10 protein-coding genes are annotated in these 15,042 nt (G+C 65.8%); 5 read left to right on the top strand and 5 right to left on the bottom strand.

Annotation, left to right across the window (positions count from 1 at the left end):
- Nucleotides 1-156 precede the first annotated feature (156 nt).
- Both E8A74_RS26030 and E8A74_RS26035 read left to right on the top strand, forming a co-directional pair.
- Nucleotides 157-507 (top strand): hypothetical protein, encoded by a 351-nt coding sequence (locus E8A74_RS26030; RefSeq protein ID WP_136931772.1) that lies wholly within the window; start codon nucleotides 157-159, stop codon nucleotides 505-507.
- A gap of 2 nt (nucleotides 508-509) precedes the next feature.
- Nucleotides 510-1,910, top strand: coding sequence for a hypothetical protein (locus tag E8A74_RS26035; protein ID WP_136931773.1), 1,401 nt, complete (start codon nucleotides 510-512; stop codon nucleotides 1,908-1,910).
- Nucleotides 1,911-2,058: 148 nt separating this feature from the next.
- Here E8A74_RS26035 and E8A74_RS56070 read toward each other — a convergent pair whose 3' ends face one another.
- From E8A74_RS56070 to E8A74_RS26055, 4 genes are all read right to left on the bottom strand, one after another.
- Complete coding sequence (locus tag E8A74_RS56070) at nucleotides 2,059-2,367, bottom strand: transposase (protein WP_136931820.1); 309 nt, start codon at nucleotides 2,365-2,367, stop codon at nucleotides 2,059-2,061.
- 46 nt (nucleotides 2,368-2,413) lie between these two features.
- Nucleotides 2,414-4,714, bottom strand: coding sequence for a type I restriction enzyme HsdR N-terminal domain-containing protein (locus E8A74_RS26045; protein ID WP_170229372.1), 2,301 nt, complete (start codon nucleotides 4,712-4,714; stop codon nucleotides 2,414-2,416).
- 401 nt (nucleotides 4,715-5,115) lie between these two features.
- Nucleotides 5,116-7,068, bottom strand: coding sequence for a ParB/RepB/Spo0J family partition protein (locus E8A74_RS26050; RefSeq protein WP_136931775.1), 1,953 nt, complete (start codon nucleotides 7,066-7,068; stop codon nucleotides 5,116-5,118).
- Between the two features lie 260 nt (nucleotides 7,069-7,328).
- Complete coding sequence (locus tag E8A74_RS26055; RefSeq protein WP_136931776.1) at nucleotides 7,329-9,197, bottom strand: recombinase family protein; 1,869 nt, start codon at nucleotides 9,195-9,197, stop codon at nucleotides 7,329-7,331.
- Nucleotides 9,198-9,774: 577 nt separating this feature from the next.
- Here E8A74_RS26055 and E8A74_RS26060 point away from each other — a divergent pair.
- The 3 genes from E8A74_RS26060 to E8A74_RS26070 all read left to right on the top strand — a co-directional run bounded on the left by E8A74_RS26060 (nucleotide 9,775) and on the right by E8A74_RS26070 (nucleotide 13,788).
- Nucleotides 9,775-10,614: a DNA-methyltransferase gene (locus E8A74_RS26060; RefSeq protein ID WP_136931777.1), complete on the top strand. Its 840-nt coding sequence runs from the start codon at nucleotides 9,775-9,777 to the stop codon at nucleotides 10,612-10,614.
- 96 nt (nucleotides 10,615-10,710) lie between these two features.
- The gene (locus E8A74_RS26065) at nucleotides 10,711-13,317 is read left to right on the top strand and encodes a phage/plasmid primase, P4 family (RefSeq protein ID WP_232379749.1); all 2,607 of its coding nucleotides are present in this window, start codon (nucleotides 10,711-10,713) and stop codon (nucleotides 13,315-13,317) included.
- Between the two features lie 291 nt (nucleotides 13,318-13,608).
- Nucleotides 13,609-13,788 carry a hypothetical protein gene (locus tag E8A74_RS26070; protein ID WP_136931779.1) on the top strand — a complete coding sequence of 60 codons (180 nt, stop codon included), beginning with the start codon at nucleotides 13,609-13,611 and terminating at the stop codon, nucleotides 13,786-13,788.
- A gap of 7 nt (nucleotides 13,789-13,795) precedes the next feature.
- Here E8A74_RS26070 and E8A74_RS26075 read toward each other — a convergent pair whose 3' ends face one another.
- Nucleotides 13,796-14,944, bottom strand: a complete 1,149-nt coding sequence (locus E8A74_RS26075) for a DUF4236 domain-containing protein (RefSeq protein WP_136931780.1) — start codon at nucleotides 14,942-14,944, stop codon at nucleotides 13,796-13,798.
- Between the last annotated feature and the right edge of the window lie 98 nt (nucleotides 14,945-15,042).

A 15,042-nucleotide genomic window follows, 5' to 3' on the forward strand; every position in this document is an offset into this window, starting at 1 on the left:
GAATCCCGCAGGGCGCGGTGAGAGGCGGTGCAATGTCAACGGGAATGGACAGAGATCAAAAGGAATGGACGGCGGGGGGGCGGGTGACCGCGAACAGCCGGAAGAGCCAATTGGCAATGATCTTGCTGTGAGACCGGATAACAGGAGGTTCGGGCGATGAAGATGATGTTCACGTGGACCAGCACTCACGAACGGCTTGAGGTCAGGTTCATCCTGCTGAGCGCCGTCGACGTGCAAAAAGTGCGCGGAGCCGGGGGAAATTTGCGCGAGTTGCCTGTCGTCGTGGGCAAGGGGGAGGAGATCTCGATCGATCCGAACGACGTGCCTTATGGGACCTCGAAATGGGTGGTGCGGGTCTTCCTCGCAGATGTCACGGGGACGCCGATGGAAGGATTGGACATCCTTTGCGATGGTAAGCTCGTCATCGCCTCCAAAGGGAAGGTCGAGGCCAACAGCGTGAAGGATTTCGAAGAGACCATCACCAATCCTCCGGGAGGCGTGGCATGAGGATGTCGAACCGCATCGGCCTCATGGGCGCCACGCTGCTCGTGTGTATCGGCTCGGCGCGAGGCGCGCTCGCCCAGAGCGACGAGACCGAGAACAAGCTTCCCGCCGCCGGCACCGATGTCCCCTCGGTGGGCGGGGATATCGGTGGAGGCCCGAACCTACTCGATCTCGAATACGTGACGGCCCGTGTCGCCTTCAGGCCGGGCAACACGATTGGAACGGTGACATTCGCTCCTTGGATGAAGCCGCCCTACAGGTGGTACTACTCGGAGACCCGATTCGGGTTCTCCGTCGAGCAGGATGGCACCCTAGGTATAGGCGCCGGGGTGGGTATCAATGGTCCCCGCATCCGCCTCAAAAATGAGAAAAAGTGCAAGGCGCATCCAGAGTACGAAGGGCCAGGGACGATCGCCGAGAAAGCCAGGGCGAACCTTGCTGCCCTTGAGATGCGACAGCGAGCGGAGGTGGACGTCGCGTGCAGGCTCATCGCGGATTGCAGGGCTGACGACGCGGAATGCAGCACGCTGACGAGACTGACGCAGACTGACTGCAAGCCGGATCGGCGTGTCGCCGCGCGCGCGCCTGGCATTGAGGACGCATTGAAGCGGAGCTGGGATGCCATCCTGGCCAAGGACACGGCCTATCACACGACCCTCCGTATGATGGCTTCGAGACTCGAGTCTGTGCGCGAGGAGAGTGAGGCGGCGCTCAAGGGCGCCAAGACGAGCGCGGACGACGTCCAGCTCAAGAAGAGGAACGCCTGTCGGCTGGAGGAAGCCTATTCGATGAAGGGTGGCCTCAATCTCCTCGGCTCGGCGCGGTTCTTCTCGGTGGTGAAGGCGCCGAGCATTGCGCCGAAGGGCGGCGAGAACACAGAGGAAACCCGTCGCGACGCGAATGCTCGGTTCCTGCGGAGCATCGATCTGATGGCGGCCGGGCGCCTGCACTTGACGCGCAATTTTATGTTCCAGGGGCGCGGCGGCTACCGATGGGGGCGGGTGGATGCACTAGAAGACACGACTCTTCAGGGACAATATATGCTCGGACTGGACGTGGGCGTCTTCGTCGGGACAGGGGAGACCGATGCGAAAGGCTTTACGCCGGGCGTCGGCATCGGCTTGTCGACCACTTACTTCGGTTGCCAGGCCGGCGATGGCTGCAAGACCAACATCGCCACGAACGACGAGGAGTTCCCCAAGGGCATCCCGCTCGACTGGCGCTTCCAGAACTCCCTCTTCGCCGAGGTGCGCGTGAAGCAGGAGCTCCAGTTCCGCATCGGCTTCGACTTTTACGCTGATCAGGTCCATGGCGCGCTCGACCGAGCGGATCCAGGCAGCAAGGATCCGATCATCGTCCGCTTCGTGCCGAAGCTCGCGGCGGGGACGTCGTTCTGGGGAATTTGAGGTATTTGGCGTGTAACCGCGCCCCCTTCGTCCACCGCCGTTTGCATATGGATCGCCTTATCGAAACCGCGTAGCCGCCTCCCTGAAGATAGCCGCGGAGGCCGCTCAAGCTAGTGCCGATCACGGAACGGCACCCGCTAGAACTCACTCACGGACCGTCCAACCGTCCAGGAGCGTCCTGAAGGAACAGGATCATGCATCCGAGGCAGACGAAGCCGAGGGAGTTCTCGGCATGGCGCTCGTACCGTACCACGATGCGGCGGAAGCTTTGGAGCCAGGCGAAAAGGCGCTCAAGCTTCCAGCGGCGCTTGTATCGGCGGAGGGGGCGGAGGTCTTGGGTAAGGCGCTTGCGATTCGAGCGATTGGGTGCGATTAGCTCGATCCCCCGCTCCTTCGCAAGCCGCGCGTCGAGCGCGTTGCTGTCGGAGGCCTTGTCGCCGATGAGGCGCTTGGGAATCTGGGCGAGGAAGCAGTTATCGAGGGTTCGCTCGACGAGCGTGAATTCACTCTTCGTCTCCCTCGTCGCTCGCTCTTTGCTCCCACTCGACTGTCTCTAGCCTTTCTCCGATGAAAGCGTGAAGGTGCTTCCGAGCGACTTCAGCATGTATGCGGATGCTCTCATTTGCGATTTGGGCCGCAAGGCGAGCAACCGTGTGCACGCGCCAGGCAAGGTGTACCTCGTTCTTCTCGACAGCGGCGCGAGCGAGCAGAACAAGCTCATCCGGGCGATGCTGGGCGTGCGTGAGCATCGACTGCGCCAGTGGCTCAACGAGGCCCGCGTCGATGCATGGGAATGCGCCCACGCCAGGCACTTCATGGAACGGTATGCCGTCGAGCCGGTCGGGAGTTGATGGCTCGACATATCGAAGAAGGTATGGCGTTTTGCCAAGACGCGCGAACAACTTGGCGTTCGCCGTAATACCGTCCCCCTCATCGAGCACCGCCCCTAGGAGGTGTGAGAGCACAAGCCACGGGAAAAGATTACCGACGAGTGGCGCTGGCTCTTGGCCGAAGTTCATGTCGATCGCGCCACCCTCAAGCAGCAGTACGGCACGCGACCCACTGGTCGGTGTCGCGACATTGGGCTCGTCCTTGGCGAGCGTCATGAGTATTGCGTTGGAGGTTGCAGGATCCTCAGCGTGCTCCATGCGCAATAGGAGAGCGAGCGCCGCGAGCACTGCACCATGCGGCATAAGCTCAGCTTGGGCGATCACCTCACGAACAAAGTCCTCGGGTTTCGCGCTGTCCCCAGCACGAGCAAGCTGCCAGGCCGTAGCGTGTGCGAAAAGCTCCTCTGGTCGCAGGATCACGCGCCCGCCGAGTGTCTCGTGCTCTACTGCCGCAGCGAATCCTTCTCTGATTAGGCGTTCGATTCGACCTTCGCCCACGGCACGCTCCGCGATGTCGCGATCAACTGAAGGCCGTCCGTACGTGGCTGCCGCCCAGTCTACGTCGCCGCGCCTTGCAGCACGTTCTGCAAGGAGCGCTTCGACGACCTTGCGTATATCGCGTGCCAGTTCCGGCTCGCCGCCGATCCATGTGTTCCAGGCGGTAATAAGGGTGCCTGGGCCGAGCATCGGAAAAACACGGACTACTTCACCGGCCTCCACGTCCTCCGCGGCGGGGACCGTGGCCGCGACGACTCGCAGCATCCGGGGGGCTCGAAGCTCGCGTGCGTACATTGCGCCTGGGAAGAAGGTGACGTGCCGGCCGCGGAGGAGTTCGGTCGCGTGCGCGAACTCGTCGTCCGAGAGCGGCTCCACGGGAACGCTCGCGGCGCCGCGCGCAAGCGGGCTTGCCTCAGTGCGTCCCACGCGGCGGGTGAGGCGTTGGTGCGCGGCGTCGCCGACTCCCACGACCAGCGACATGCTGGTGCGGTCGATGATTTCTCGGAGTTCCGATATACCCTCACGTGGTTCCCCATCAATGGCGAGCAGCAGCGCCGGAGCGCCGGGCTGCGCGAGGCTCGATATAAGCCACCTGCGCACGTCATCGGCCGTTGTCGTGGTGAAAAGCTCTCGGCTCAGGAGGTTCGCGAGGTGCTGGAGCACGTTCGGTGCAGCGGCCGCGTCGATGAGAAGCACAGGGAGCGAGGACGGTACCTCTTCGGATAGCTCAGCGAGGATGTTCGTAACGCCAGACAGGGGCGGGCCGTGCACGAAGACTAGCTTCGTTCCGTTCATGATCAGCTCTCGCACGCGCACCGTCGCCTCCCGCGGGATGCGGAAGTCCGCGACGAGAGGTGCGCGCACGTCGGCAACCGTGCTGGTGCGGGCCGCTCGTGCCTCGCGGCTGAGCTTCTGGGAAAGTTGCCGCCAGACGCGCTCGTCCGAGCCTAGAAGTATCCGAACCGTCTCATCAACATCGTGTGCAGCGCGCCTCGCGCCCGCGGCGATCGATGCTTCCAGTGCTTGAGCTCCTGCGATCCCTGGATCGAGCGGAGCGCCATCGTAGGCTTGAATGATACGCGTGTCGGCACCGTTGGTTACCACCACAAGCGGCGCGACCTCAGGCAGGTGGAGCGCGTAAGAGCGCCCTTGGATGACGTCCGCGTCCTGAAGCGCAACCCCTGGCGCCTTCAGCTCGAACACGATGCGTGGGCGGCCTTCGACTCGGATGAGTGCGTCGAGCCGACCGTGCACGGGTCTGTCCCCCGCTCGTTCGTAGCCATCAACCTGGATCGTGTGATGGCCAAGGCGCAGTGTGAGCCATCGTTCAACCTCCACGCCCCTGCTCCCGCACAAAAGCGGGAAAATTCGATCGAATTCCGCGATGATGAGGGCCTGGAAGTGGGCTTCGTTCACACGGCTGATCTTACCAGTCGTGCGGACGGACGCACGAGCCTTGGAGCCCCGCTCATCATCATCCACGTGGGCGGGCCTGTGGCTGGCTGGCAGGCACGACCTTGTCATCGAGCGCATCGCCCTCGCGGGCTCGCAGTCGCACCCGAGGCGCCCGAGGACATCGACCCGAACCCGGAAGTCGGCGCCGTTGCCACCCCCGGTGTGTCGGACGCGCGCGCTCCCCATCGCCTGCGCCGGTGAGCCAGTGTCCGGTGGTCTGAGCATCGCGCTACCGATCCTGGCCTCGCGCCACTCGTGGTGCTCCTCGAACGGTTCCACCCACGATGAACGAGAGCGACCCCGTACAGGGACAGAGGCCACGCTCAAAGGGGCCACGCCGGTTCCCTGACGGGCGCCTGCCATCACGCAGCCGGCAACAGCGCCCGCACCAGATCTTGTGCGGCCTGCGTCGTCTCCGGCGGCCAGTTTTTCTTCTGAATTGCCTCCATGACATGTGCGGGGCTCGCCAAGACACCATGCAAGTAGTCGGCAAGCAGGGCGCCGACTTCGTTTCGGACGTTGATCGACGTGGCGGACGGTGTGCTTGGCCGTTCGGGCACTGTCGGTCCCTTCGGCACACTGGCAGGCGGCACCCCACGGGCGCCTCTGTGCGGCACGGCAGGAGGCGATGCAGGACCTCCCCTTGCCCCACCGTGAGATGCAGCCGCTGCGAGCACGTGCGCTCGCTTCGGCCGTGCGGTGAAGTCCTGCATGCTCTGCAGCACCTTGTCCGAGAACCGATTCAGCGCCCGGAGGTACGCCACCATTTCCTGCTCCATCGCCCGCGCGGCGACGTGAAACGCTTGTGGATCGGCGCGGTATGCCTTGAGGTAATGGACGTACGAGAAGCTGTTGTCGATGATCGCGATGCCACCGTTCTCGAGGAAGCGGTCGATCTTCTCGCAGATCCGCGCGCTCTCCGGGTTCTCTGTGCGCGTCGCCGCGTACTCGTTGTAGATGGGCTCCAGCGTCGGCTCGTGTCGCTCGAGATAGCGCTGAACCGTGCTGTACGTCTTATACGACAAGAGCCTCCCGCCCTGGTCGACGACGTCGTTCGCAGGCACGACACCACGGCCGCACCTCGATCCCCGCGATTCGCGCGCTGCTCGTGTCTGGATCATCCCCCGCACCTCCGCGAGCTGCTTGCGAAGCCCCTGCGGATCGGTCGGATCCGCGCAGAGGACGTCCATGAAGGTCATCGGCGGCGCCTTCAAGATCCCCTCGCGCTCAAGCTCGAACATGGCCTCGACGGCAGCGAGGACATCGCTGCGCGGCGTGTCTGGACGCTGCGGCGGTAGCTGTTGCTGCACCTGCACCTGTGCGTCGCGGGTCGGCAAAGACCTCGCCTCGACCGAGGTTGCAAGCGCGCTGAGCTTCTTCTCGACCGCCGAGATCTCCTCGCCCAACGCCTGCGCCTCCTGCGCGCTCGCTGTGTCCAGGCCCGACGCGAGGCGTGCCAAGCGCTTCTTGGCGTCCAAGAGGGGCTCGACCACGCCGCGTACGAGGGATGCGATGCCTCCGCGTGGGTGGCGAGGCTGGGGCTTCTCCTTCACGCCGAGTTCGATAACGGCCTGCTTCACGGTGCCGCATCGCCCCGAGGCAACCGCGTCGGCGACGGCCGCCTGCTTCTCCGGCGCGATCCGGGTGATCTGCAGGAGCACGCGCTTCTGGTCCTCGAGCGGCGTGCCGCGGATAGCCTTCTTCGTGTCGTCGCCGAGCCGCGCGATCTTCACGTCGTCCTGGATGGTCCGGACCGAGGGGCCCGTCTTTGCGGCGGTGTCCTCGGCGAAGGACGCGACGGTCGCGTCTTTCGCCTTCTTCCCGCCGCCCTTCTTCCCAGGCGCGCCGCCGTGCTTCGTCTCGGGGTAGAGTTGCTCGTGGATCTCCTTCCGCCGCAGCAGGTGTTCCCCACGCTCGAGCACCGTGAGCTCGGTTCGCATCAGGTTTTCGTCGAGCTCCATGAGCTCGGCCTCGAGATCGGACACCTCGATGATGCGCGCGAGGATCGTGTCACGGCCGAGCTGCCGATGGGCGTCCAGCCGGTGCGCCCCGCACACGAGTACGAGGCGCCCGTTCGGCAAGCGACGCACGACGATCGGCTCGATGAGGCCGGATTGCGCGATGGACTCGACGAGCGCCGTGACGTCGCGCAGCCGCCGGGCACGCTGGCGGGGCACAATGATGTCGGCGAGCGGAAGCTCACGAACCTCCGCCGCCGAGACCGTGCCCGTCGCCGCGTTCTGCATCTGGGTACCAGGCATCTTCTTGCTCTTCATCTCGGCCTTCTTGCCGGCGCTGAGCGCCACGGTTGCCATTTCCGCTGATCTTCCGCATCTCGTGCGCTGCCAGCACCCGGCGAGCAGCAGTTCATCTAAGCTCCGGCCCGCGAGACCGCGTGCGGCCCGCCAGGGATTTGCCGAGCATTCATCCACAGGGCACCTCGTCCTCGACGACTGCCTTGCTGCCGCGCTTGGTTGAGGGAGAGCCAGGGGGCTGGAAGACTTCCCGCCGGACGGGCTTCCATCCACTCAGCAGAAGCGATACGACCGCATCCCGTTTATTGATGTGGTGCGTGTTACAAATCAGTGCGGTCTGCTCCCTGGTCAGGGTGTGAGCACCGATGTGCGCTAGCGTCCCACATGGGGAGTAGCCGGCTCGAGCTCTGAATTCGACAATAACGTCCAAGGCGGACGGGACGACGACGGGAGGATAGGCGTACCTCACGCGACCGCTCGCATCGCTCGCGGCAACTGGAACCCCTGCAAAGTGGCTGGCGCACGCCGTTTTGACGGGTGCACGACCGTGCGTACCCCGCTGGGGACGCTGATTTAAGACATCCAGCCGCGAACAGGGCCCACAGGTTCGCGGATCCCTCCACCCAGAACCGCTTCCCTTCGGGGGTCTCGATCGGCGTGAGCTTGATCGGGCCCTCGAAGAGCATGCTGATCACCTCGCGGGCCTGCTCGGGCTTGCGCGTCAAGGTGCCCTTCAGCTCATCGAGCCGCCGCCGGGCCTCCGCCTCCATCCGTCGGAGCTCGAGCTGGATCGCCTCGGGCGCTGCCTTGGCCCCGCGAAGCCGGGCTTCGAGCGCGGAGAGCTCTTCTTGACGGTCGGCGATGGCGCGGATCACGGCCTCGGGCTTCTGGTCGATCGTCGCCAGGGCCGTGACGAGACGATCGATCTCGGTCCGGAGTCGCGCGGCTTCCTTCTCCATCCGGGGGAGATCCGTCGTCGTCTTGGTCGTCCGCTCGGCGAGGAGGGTCCGCACGTGCTGGATCACGTCGAGAAGGAGCGCCTCGGACAGAACGGTCTGGGAGATCCACCGGGCGACGGCGTCGTTGATGCCGTCGACAGGCCGGCGCAGCGTGTTCGCGCAGACCGTCTTGCCCCGATCGCGGCTGTAGGCGCAGCCGTAGACCTTCACGGTCTCGTAGCTGCGCTTGCCGTTCGTCACGGTCATCGGGCCGCCGCACTGGCCGCAGCGGGCGAGGCCTGAAAGAAGATGGCGCGCGGGCCGCCCGGCGCCGCGCCGGGTCTCGCGGTGCTCCTGCGCTTGGGCTCGGGCCTGAACGGCAAACCAGAGCTCATCGTCCACGATCCGGAGATGGGGCACCTCGGTACGGATCCACTCGGAAGGATCCCGCGCGATCCGGACCTTGGTCCCGCCCTTGTAGGTCTTCTCCCTCGTGTTCCAGACGAGGATCCCGCGGTAGCGCTCGCGGCGAAGCATCGACCAGACGGCCGAGGTCGCCCACGAGCCGGTGCCACGCTTCCCCGCGCGCGGCGGTGGGACGCGGCGAGCGTTCAGATCCTTCACGATCGAGCGTAGCCCCTCGCCGTCCGCGTACCGTTTGAATAGCTCACGGATGATCGCCGCCTGCTCCTCGTTGATCTTGTATTCGACGCGGATCCGCTGTTCGCCGCCTCGGACTTCGGCGTTATCATAGCCGTACACGCGCCCGCCGACGACGAGCCCGCGCCGGGCCTTCGTCATCAGATGCTCGTGGGTCCTCTGGCTGATCTTCTCCCGCTCGAGCTCGGAGGCGAAGTTCCGCACGTTGATCATGAACTTGTCGACAGCGCCGTCGATCGTCACCTCTTCGTCCGTGAAGTAGTAGAAGAGACGGACGCCCGCATCGAGTAGGTCCTGGATGAATAGCGAGGTGCGGTTGGTGTCGCCCCCGAGGCGCGACTCATCGCGCACAACGACAACATCAAATTCGCCGCGCTCGGCGGCGTTCAGCATGGCAATGAGGCCGGGCCGCTTCTTGAACTCGGCGCGGCCGTGGTCGGCATCGACAAAGACGTGCTCGGGGGCGAGTGTGCCCCCATGGTTGGTGAGGTACCTCGAACCCTCCCCGGTCTGCACTTCGATGGATGCGGCTTGATGTTCTTCTTTGCTGCGGCGGGCGTAGATGGCGCAACGTAGACCGAAGAGCTTCATGGCTTCTCAGGAGGATAGTCCAAAAGGTCTGCCACGACAAGCGCGGCGAGTGCCCGGACGAACGCTTCGCGATCAAAGGGTTTTCCCGCGGGGGAAGGGCTCACGGTGATCCTCAGCTTGTCCTGGGGCGCCGTGGTGCTCGGCTTCGTGGTCCCCTCTCCCGTTCCTCGCGTAGACCGCGCGCACGGCGTGCGGGGGTTGGGCACCTCTGCACCCTCCTCGCGGCGCTTGCTCGGCTCATTCTTGGGACGGGTCGCTCGACGTGCCATCGCGTGCGAGGGCACTATCGGCCGTGCAGTGGGCGATCTGCCAGTATGGAATCGCATCACTTCGGACATTTTGTGTCCTACGCTGAGATGACATGAATCATAGGTCGAGACGTGCATTCGTCATGGAAACGGCGTCGATCCGGCCGTGTTCGCGGTTGTCTCGGCCTACGCTCGGAAGGGCGCTCTGCACCGTTACAGTGTCGGTGCGATCGGCCATTCTCTGTCTCATTTGGATCGGACCGATAATGTCCACCATTGCGACTTGTTTCAGTTGAGACGTTCGATCGCGGGCTGATACCGTCCTCGCCATGGTGGCCAGGTCCAAGCCCTCGCTCCTCGATGGCGCTGCAATCGGGAAGGAGGGCTCGCCGGATGAGGTGATCGCCGGATCGGCCGGGTGGCACGTCGCCACGGCCGACGCGCTCGATTTCGCCGAAGCGCTCCCGGACGCGTGTGCTCACGCCGTGTGGACCGATCCGCCCTACTGCTCGGGCGGGTACACGGAATCGGCCAAGCGCCAAGCGCGCGGGATGATCACGCACAAGAGCGTGAAGTCCATGGGCTGGTTCATCAATGACAACATGGGATCCGCCGGGATCGTGTGGCTCCTGCGCTGCGTCGCGGTTCAGGCGTTCCGGATCCTGGTTGACGGCGGGAGCCTCGGCGTCTTCTGCGACTGGCGGATGGTTCCGCTCCTCGCTCCCGCCCTCGAATCAAGCGGGCTTCGCTGGCAAGGGATGGTGATCTGGGACAAGCGAGCTCCTGCCCTCGGGACGGGGTTCCGGCGCCAACATGAGGTCGTCCTCCACTTCGTGAAGGGGACCGGCGTCTTTCATGACGCGAGCACGGGGGACGTACTGAACGTTTCGCGGCTCCATCATGAGGCGCGGAATCACCAGACGGCCAAGCCTCCCGAGGTGATCGAACGGTGCCTCGCGGTGGTGGCTCCGCCCGGGGGCCTGGTCGTCGACTTCTTCACGGGGGGCGGCTCGACGGGCGTTGCCGCGCGGCGGCTCGGGATGCGGTTTCTCGGGAGTGAGATCGATTCGAGGATCGCGGCGCGAGCTCGTGAGGCGATCCGGGCGCAGAGCACGGACGCGCGACGCGTGGGCAAGGCGCATCAACTCGGGCTCTTCGACGGCGAATAACCTTGTCGATTTTCAGTGAAGACCATGGACCTCGACCCGAAATATCTTCCGGATCCTGACGATCCGCCTTCGCTCGCGGCATCCCTCTACGTGAGCATGGGCTGGAGGCCGCTTCCCCTTTGGTCCGTCGATCCGAGGACAGGGGCCTGCGAATGCTCGCGCGGCATGCGCTGCGGTGGGAGCGCGGGCAAGCACCCGCGCATGCGCGCGTGGCAGGATTTGCGGCCGACGCGCGAGGACGTCCTCGCGTGGTGGAAGAAGTGGCCCGATGCGGGGGTCGGCCTGGCGATGGGTGGTGAGGCGCGGCTCGTCGCTCTGGACATCGACGGGCCTGCCGGGCGGGAGAGCTTGCGCGCGCTCGAGGCGGTCCATGGTCCCCTCCCCCGGACCTTGACTTCGCGCTCCGGGCGGGTCGACGGGGGCGAGCATCGCGTGTTCGTCGTGCCGCGCCACTTCGACATGAGCGCGATCCGGAACAACGCGGGGAAGCTTGCGACGGGGCTCGACGTGCGCGGGGATGGCGGGCAAATCGCGACCTGCCCGACGGTGCATCGCACCGGGAGCGTCTACACGTGGATTGATCGTGTTCCGGTGGCGGAGTTGCCGAGGTGGCTGTTCGAACGGATGGCATCGGCGAGCACGCGCGCGGCGGCTCCGGCGCGCACGGAGGCGAGCGTGGCGCCTGAGGCCCCCTCCTTCGGCGAGGATCACGCCCGGTATGCGCGGGCGGCGTTGAATCAGGCGATCGAGGTGGTCGAGCGGGCGCCGAAGGGCTCCCGGAATGACACCCTCAATCGTGAGGCCTACTCGCTCGGTGGGCTCGTCGCGCGTGGGCTGCTCTCGGCGAGCGAGGTCGAGGATGCGCTCTACGGCGCCATGCTGAACGGTCGGTGGGATCCGGAGGCGATCAAGGCGCAGCACCTTCGAACCTTGCGCCGGGCGCTCGAAGATGGGCGCGCGGCTCCTCGGACGGTTCCGCCGCGGTCGAGCCATGGGCGAGGCGCTTCGGATTCGCTGCAAAACGGGAGGTCGCGCGAAGCGGGTCGGGGGGCGGAATCGGTCGTGGACGACGATGACATCGAGCGGGCGGCGATCATGGCCGAGGGCAAACAGGCTCCTACCCGGTCGGACGTGGGCCGAGCTCCGAGCCCCCCGCCTGCCGCGAGTCCTCGGCGAGACAGCACGGATCGCGCGCCGCGTGCGCTACCTGCTCTCCGAGCGGGTACGGGTGAATGTACCGAACTCGCGAACGCGGAAGGCCTCGTCGCGGTCCACGGCGCGGATCTGCGATACGTGGCAGAGCTCGGCGGCTGGTATCACTACGATGGGCGGCGCTGGTCGCGTGATTCGCCAGCGGCCGAGCGGGCGGCGAAGGATTACACGCGGCTCCTTTCGCTCGTCGCGGCGGAACGCCTCGCGGCGGCGCGGAGGGCGCTCGATGCGGTGGCCGAGTCCTCGGACGAGACGGCGATCAAGCGGGCTCGGGCCGCGCTCGACGGCGCACAACGTCGTTACGCGTGGGCGATGCGCTCGCAGGGGGCGCGTGCCCTCTCGAACATGCTCGCGCTCGCGTCGTCGGAGCCGGGGGTGGTCGTGCCGGCGTCAGCGTTCGATGCGGATCCGTGGTCGCTCTGCTGCCTGAATGGCGTGGTGGACCTGCGGACGGGGAAGCTGCGCCCGCATCGGCGGGAAGACCTGATCACGCGGCTTGCTCCGGTCGTGTACGATCCCGCGGCGCGGTCGGAGCTCTGGGAGACCTTCCTCCACGACGTCACGGGCGGCGATCGGGAGCTCGCCGGCTTCCTTGGCCGCGCCGTCGGCTACTCGATGTCGGCGGACACGAGCGAGGAAAAGCTTTTCTTCGTGCATGGGCCCGCGGCCTCGGGCAAGTCGACGTTCCTCGAGGCCGTCAAGGCGACGCTGGGGGACTACGGCACGACGTCCGATTTCGAGACGTTCCTGGTCCGGCCGCTGGTCGGCGCGCCTCGGAATGACATCGCCAGGCTCGCGGGGTCACGATTCGTCGTCTCGATCGAGGTGGACGACGGCAAACGGCTCGCGGAGGCGCTCGTCAAGAGCATCACGGGCGGCGATACGGTGACCGCTCGGATGCTCTATCAGGAGTCGTTCGAGTTCAAGCCGACGTTCAAGTTATGGCTTGCGGCAAACCATGCGCCCCGCGTGAGCGACGAGGATCTGGCCATGTGGCGGCGGATCCTGCGCATCCCGTTTGACAGGGTGATCCCGAAGGAACGGCGCGATCGACGCGTAAAACGCACGCTCACCGACGTGCGGAAATCGGGAGCGGCCATCCTCGCGTGGGCGGTGCGCGGCTGTCTGGCCTGGCAAAAGGATGGGCTCGCGGTGCCTGCGTCGGTCGAGGCTGCGACCGAGACATACCGGCAGGAGAACAACCCGCTCCGGGAGTTCCTGGACGATGAATGCGTGGTCGCCAAGGACCGGGCGGTCTGGCCTGATGTGTGGGTCACGCGTTCAGCCCTCCGCGAGGCCTACGAGCGCTGGGGAAAGGAGAACGGCGCGCGGCATCTGCTCGGGCCGAAGGCATTTACGCGGCATCTGCGGGATCTTGGCTGCAATGACAAGGCGAAACGGTGGGTGGATAATGCTTCGGTGCGGGCTTGGGAGGGAATCCGATTACGGCAAGCGGCGGACGATGCGATGGACGAGGTGGGCCATGCGTAACGACGGCGGGGCGCGCGGCAATGGGCGGTCGGACGGGGAGAGGCGCCCTCGGGTGGTTGCTGGTCACGACATGGGCAGCACGCGAGGGTCTGGACACGAGCATGTGTCCAGGAATTTTGTACGAGGATTCGGGCACTTGGGCCTGTTCTGGTCACGTCTGGTCACGTTTTTTGTATCCTCGCGCAGGGGTGTGCGCGCGCGCAGGATCGGGAGTTTTCAAAACTCGTGTCCAGACGTGACCAGGTGACCAGGTGGCGGCGATGTGTGGCTCGGCCGGACGGGAGGCAGCGCGTGAGGCTCGGCGAGCATGACGGCGACGAGGGGCCTGAGGACGAGCGCGATCCTGGGCTCGCGGCGGTCCCGTGCGCTCCGCTTGCTCCGCCGACCGAGGAAGAGCTCGCGTGGGTCGAGTACCTGGAGGAAACGGAGGCGGAGGGGCCCGCGACGTGGAAGCCGGGGTTCGCTGGATAGGCGAGGCTCACCCCTGGTTCTGCTCGATGTCGTCGGGGGTGAGGGGTTCGATCGGGTCGAGGCCCGAGTTCTTCTTGTGCTCCATGCGGTGCTCGAAATTGGCCATCGAATCTGAGGGGTCGATCGCTTCGAGCCTGAGCTGGAAGAAGGTCTCGATGTCGAACGCTACGGAAAGAATGGGGTAGCGATCTGGGAAGCCCGTCTGGGTGTTCGTCCACGGGTAGGCCACGTGGACCAGCGTGACGGGGATCCGGAGGATCGCGAAGACCTCCCGGGCGATGCGGAGGGCGGCGCTGCACACGTGGTCCTGGTAGATCGACCAATACCGCTGGGTCGGCATCGTCTTCCGGGAGATTCTACCCGTCGACGTGTAGGAGACCGCCTCGTCAGGCAGGACGCTTTGATCGTTCGCGGTGAGCCATGCCTCCACGCACCATGGGCGGGTGATGCACACGTTCAGTGAGGATCCGAGCTGCTGGAAGGCTTGGAAGGGGCCGAGGTGGTCGAGGACCGCCTGGCAGGCTTCCGGGTCGCCGGAAAGGACGCCCTGCGCGGCGCGCTGGAACCATTTCCAGCGGTCGAGCTCGTTCATGTACGCGGCGTAATGGGCGCCGTACTCCTGCTCATCCTGAGCGCGGGCGACGTGGACGGCTTGCTGGAGTTCTTCGAGGCGGCGATCAGCTCCGGTGAGCTTTCCGAGGACGCCGGGGCGGTGCGCCTGGAGGGCCTGGAGGGCGGCGGCCTCGCGGTGGTTCTGGCGGTACGGCTGCGGGGGCGCGGGCGATGCGGCGATCTGGCGCCAGTCCCAGGGGGACCACCCTTCGTGGTGAAGCGTGGTCAGGGCGCGGAGGTGCTGCTCGTGGAGCTGGACCTCGTCGAGGATCGGCTGGTGGTAGGGGGCGCGGCTCGGGTCGTGCTGGGCCGCGAGCATCTGCTGATACTGCGCGCCGGCCGAGGAGCCGACGCGCTGGCCGGCGCCGAGGTTCTGGCTCCAGTGGAGGCCGGCGCCGGGGATGCCGAAGTGGGCGCGGGAGCCGGCAGGTCCGGTGCTGACGCGGAAGCCGGGGACACCCCAGGATGCGCCGATGCCGCGGCTGCTCAGGTTGACGCGGAAGCCTCCGGGGATCTTGATGCTTTTACGAAACCGGAGCGCCATGGCAGATCGTTGGGTCGGTTGGCATCAGGAGTTGCCATTGGCCGCTACGCGACCTGGGCGGGGCAGCAAGCAAAGAGGAGAACGACGAGCCTGGCGGG

It is taken from the genome of Polyangium fumosum (assembly GCF_005144585.1).
Taxonomy (GTDB): domain Bacteria; phylum Myxococcota_A; class Polyangia; order Polyangiales; family Polyangiaceae; genus Polyangium; species Polyangium fumosum.

What these genes read in the sequence shown, in the direction of transcription:
- E8A74_RS26030 (WP_136931772.1), top strand. Translation starts at nt 157, where the DNA reads ATGAAGATGATGTTCACGTGGACCAGCACTCACGAACGGCTTGAGGTC.
- E8A74_RS26035 (WP_136931773.1), top strand. Translation starts at nt 510, where the DNA reads ATGTCGAACCGCATCGGCCTCATGGGCGCCACGCTGCTCGTGTGTATC.
- E8A74_RS26050 (WP_136931775.1), bottom strand. Translation starts at nt 7,068, where the DNA reads ATGGCAACCGTGGCGCTCAGCGCCGGCAAGAAGGCCGAGATGAAGAGC.
- E8A74_RS26055 (WP_136931776.1), bottom strand. Translation starts at nt 9,197, where the DNA reads ATGAAGCTCTTCGGTCTACGTTGCGCCATCTACGCCCGCCGCAGCAAA.
- E8A74_RS26060 (WP_136931777.1), top strand. Translation starts at nt 9,775, where the DNA reads ATGGTGGCCAGGTCCAAGCCCTCGCTCCTCGATGGCGCTGCAATCGGG.
- E8A74_RS26065 (WP_232379749.1), top strand. Translation starts at nt 10,711, where the DNA reads ATGGGCTGGAGGCCGCTTCCCCTTTGGTCCGTCGATCCGAGGACAGGG.
- E8A74_RS26075 (WP_136931780.1), bottom strand. Translation starts at nt 14,944, where the DNA reads ATGGCGCTCCGGTTTCGTAAAAGCATCAAGATCCCCGGAGGCTTCCGC.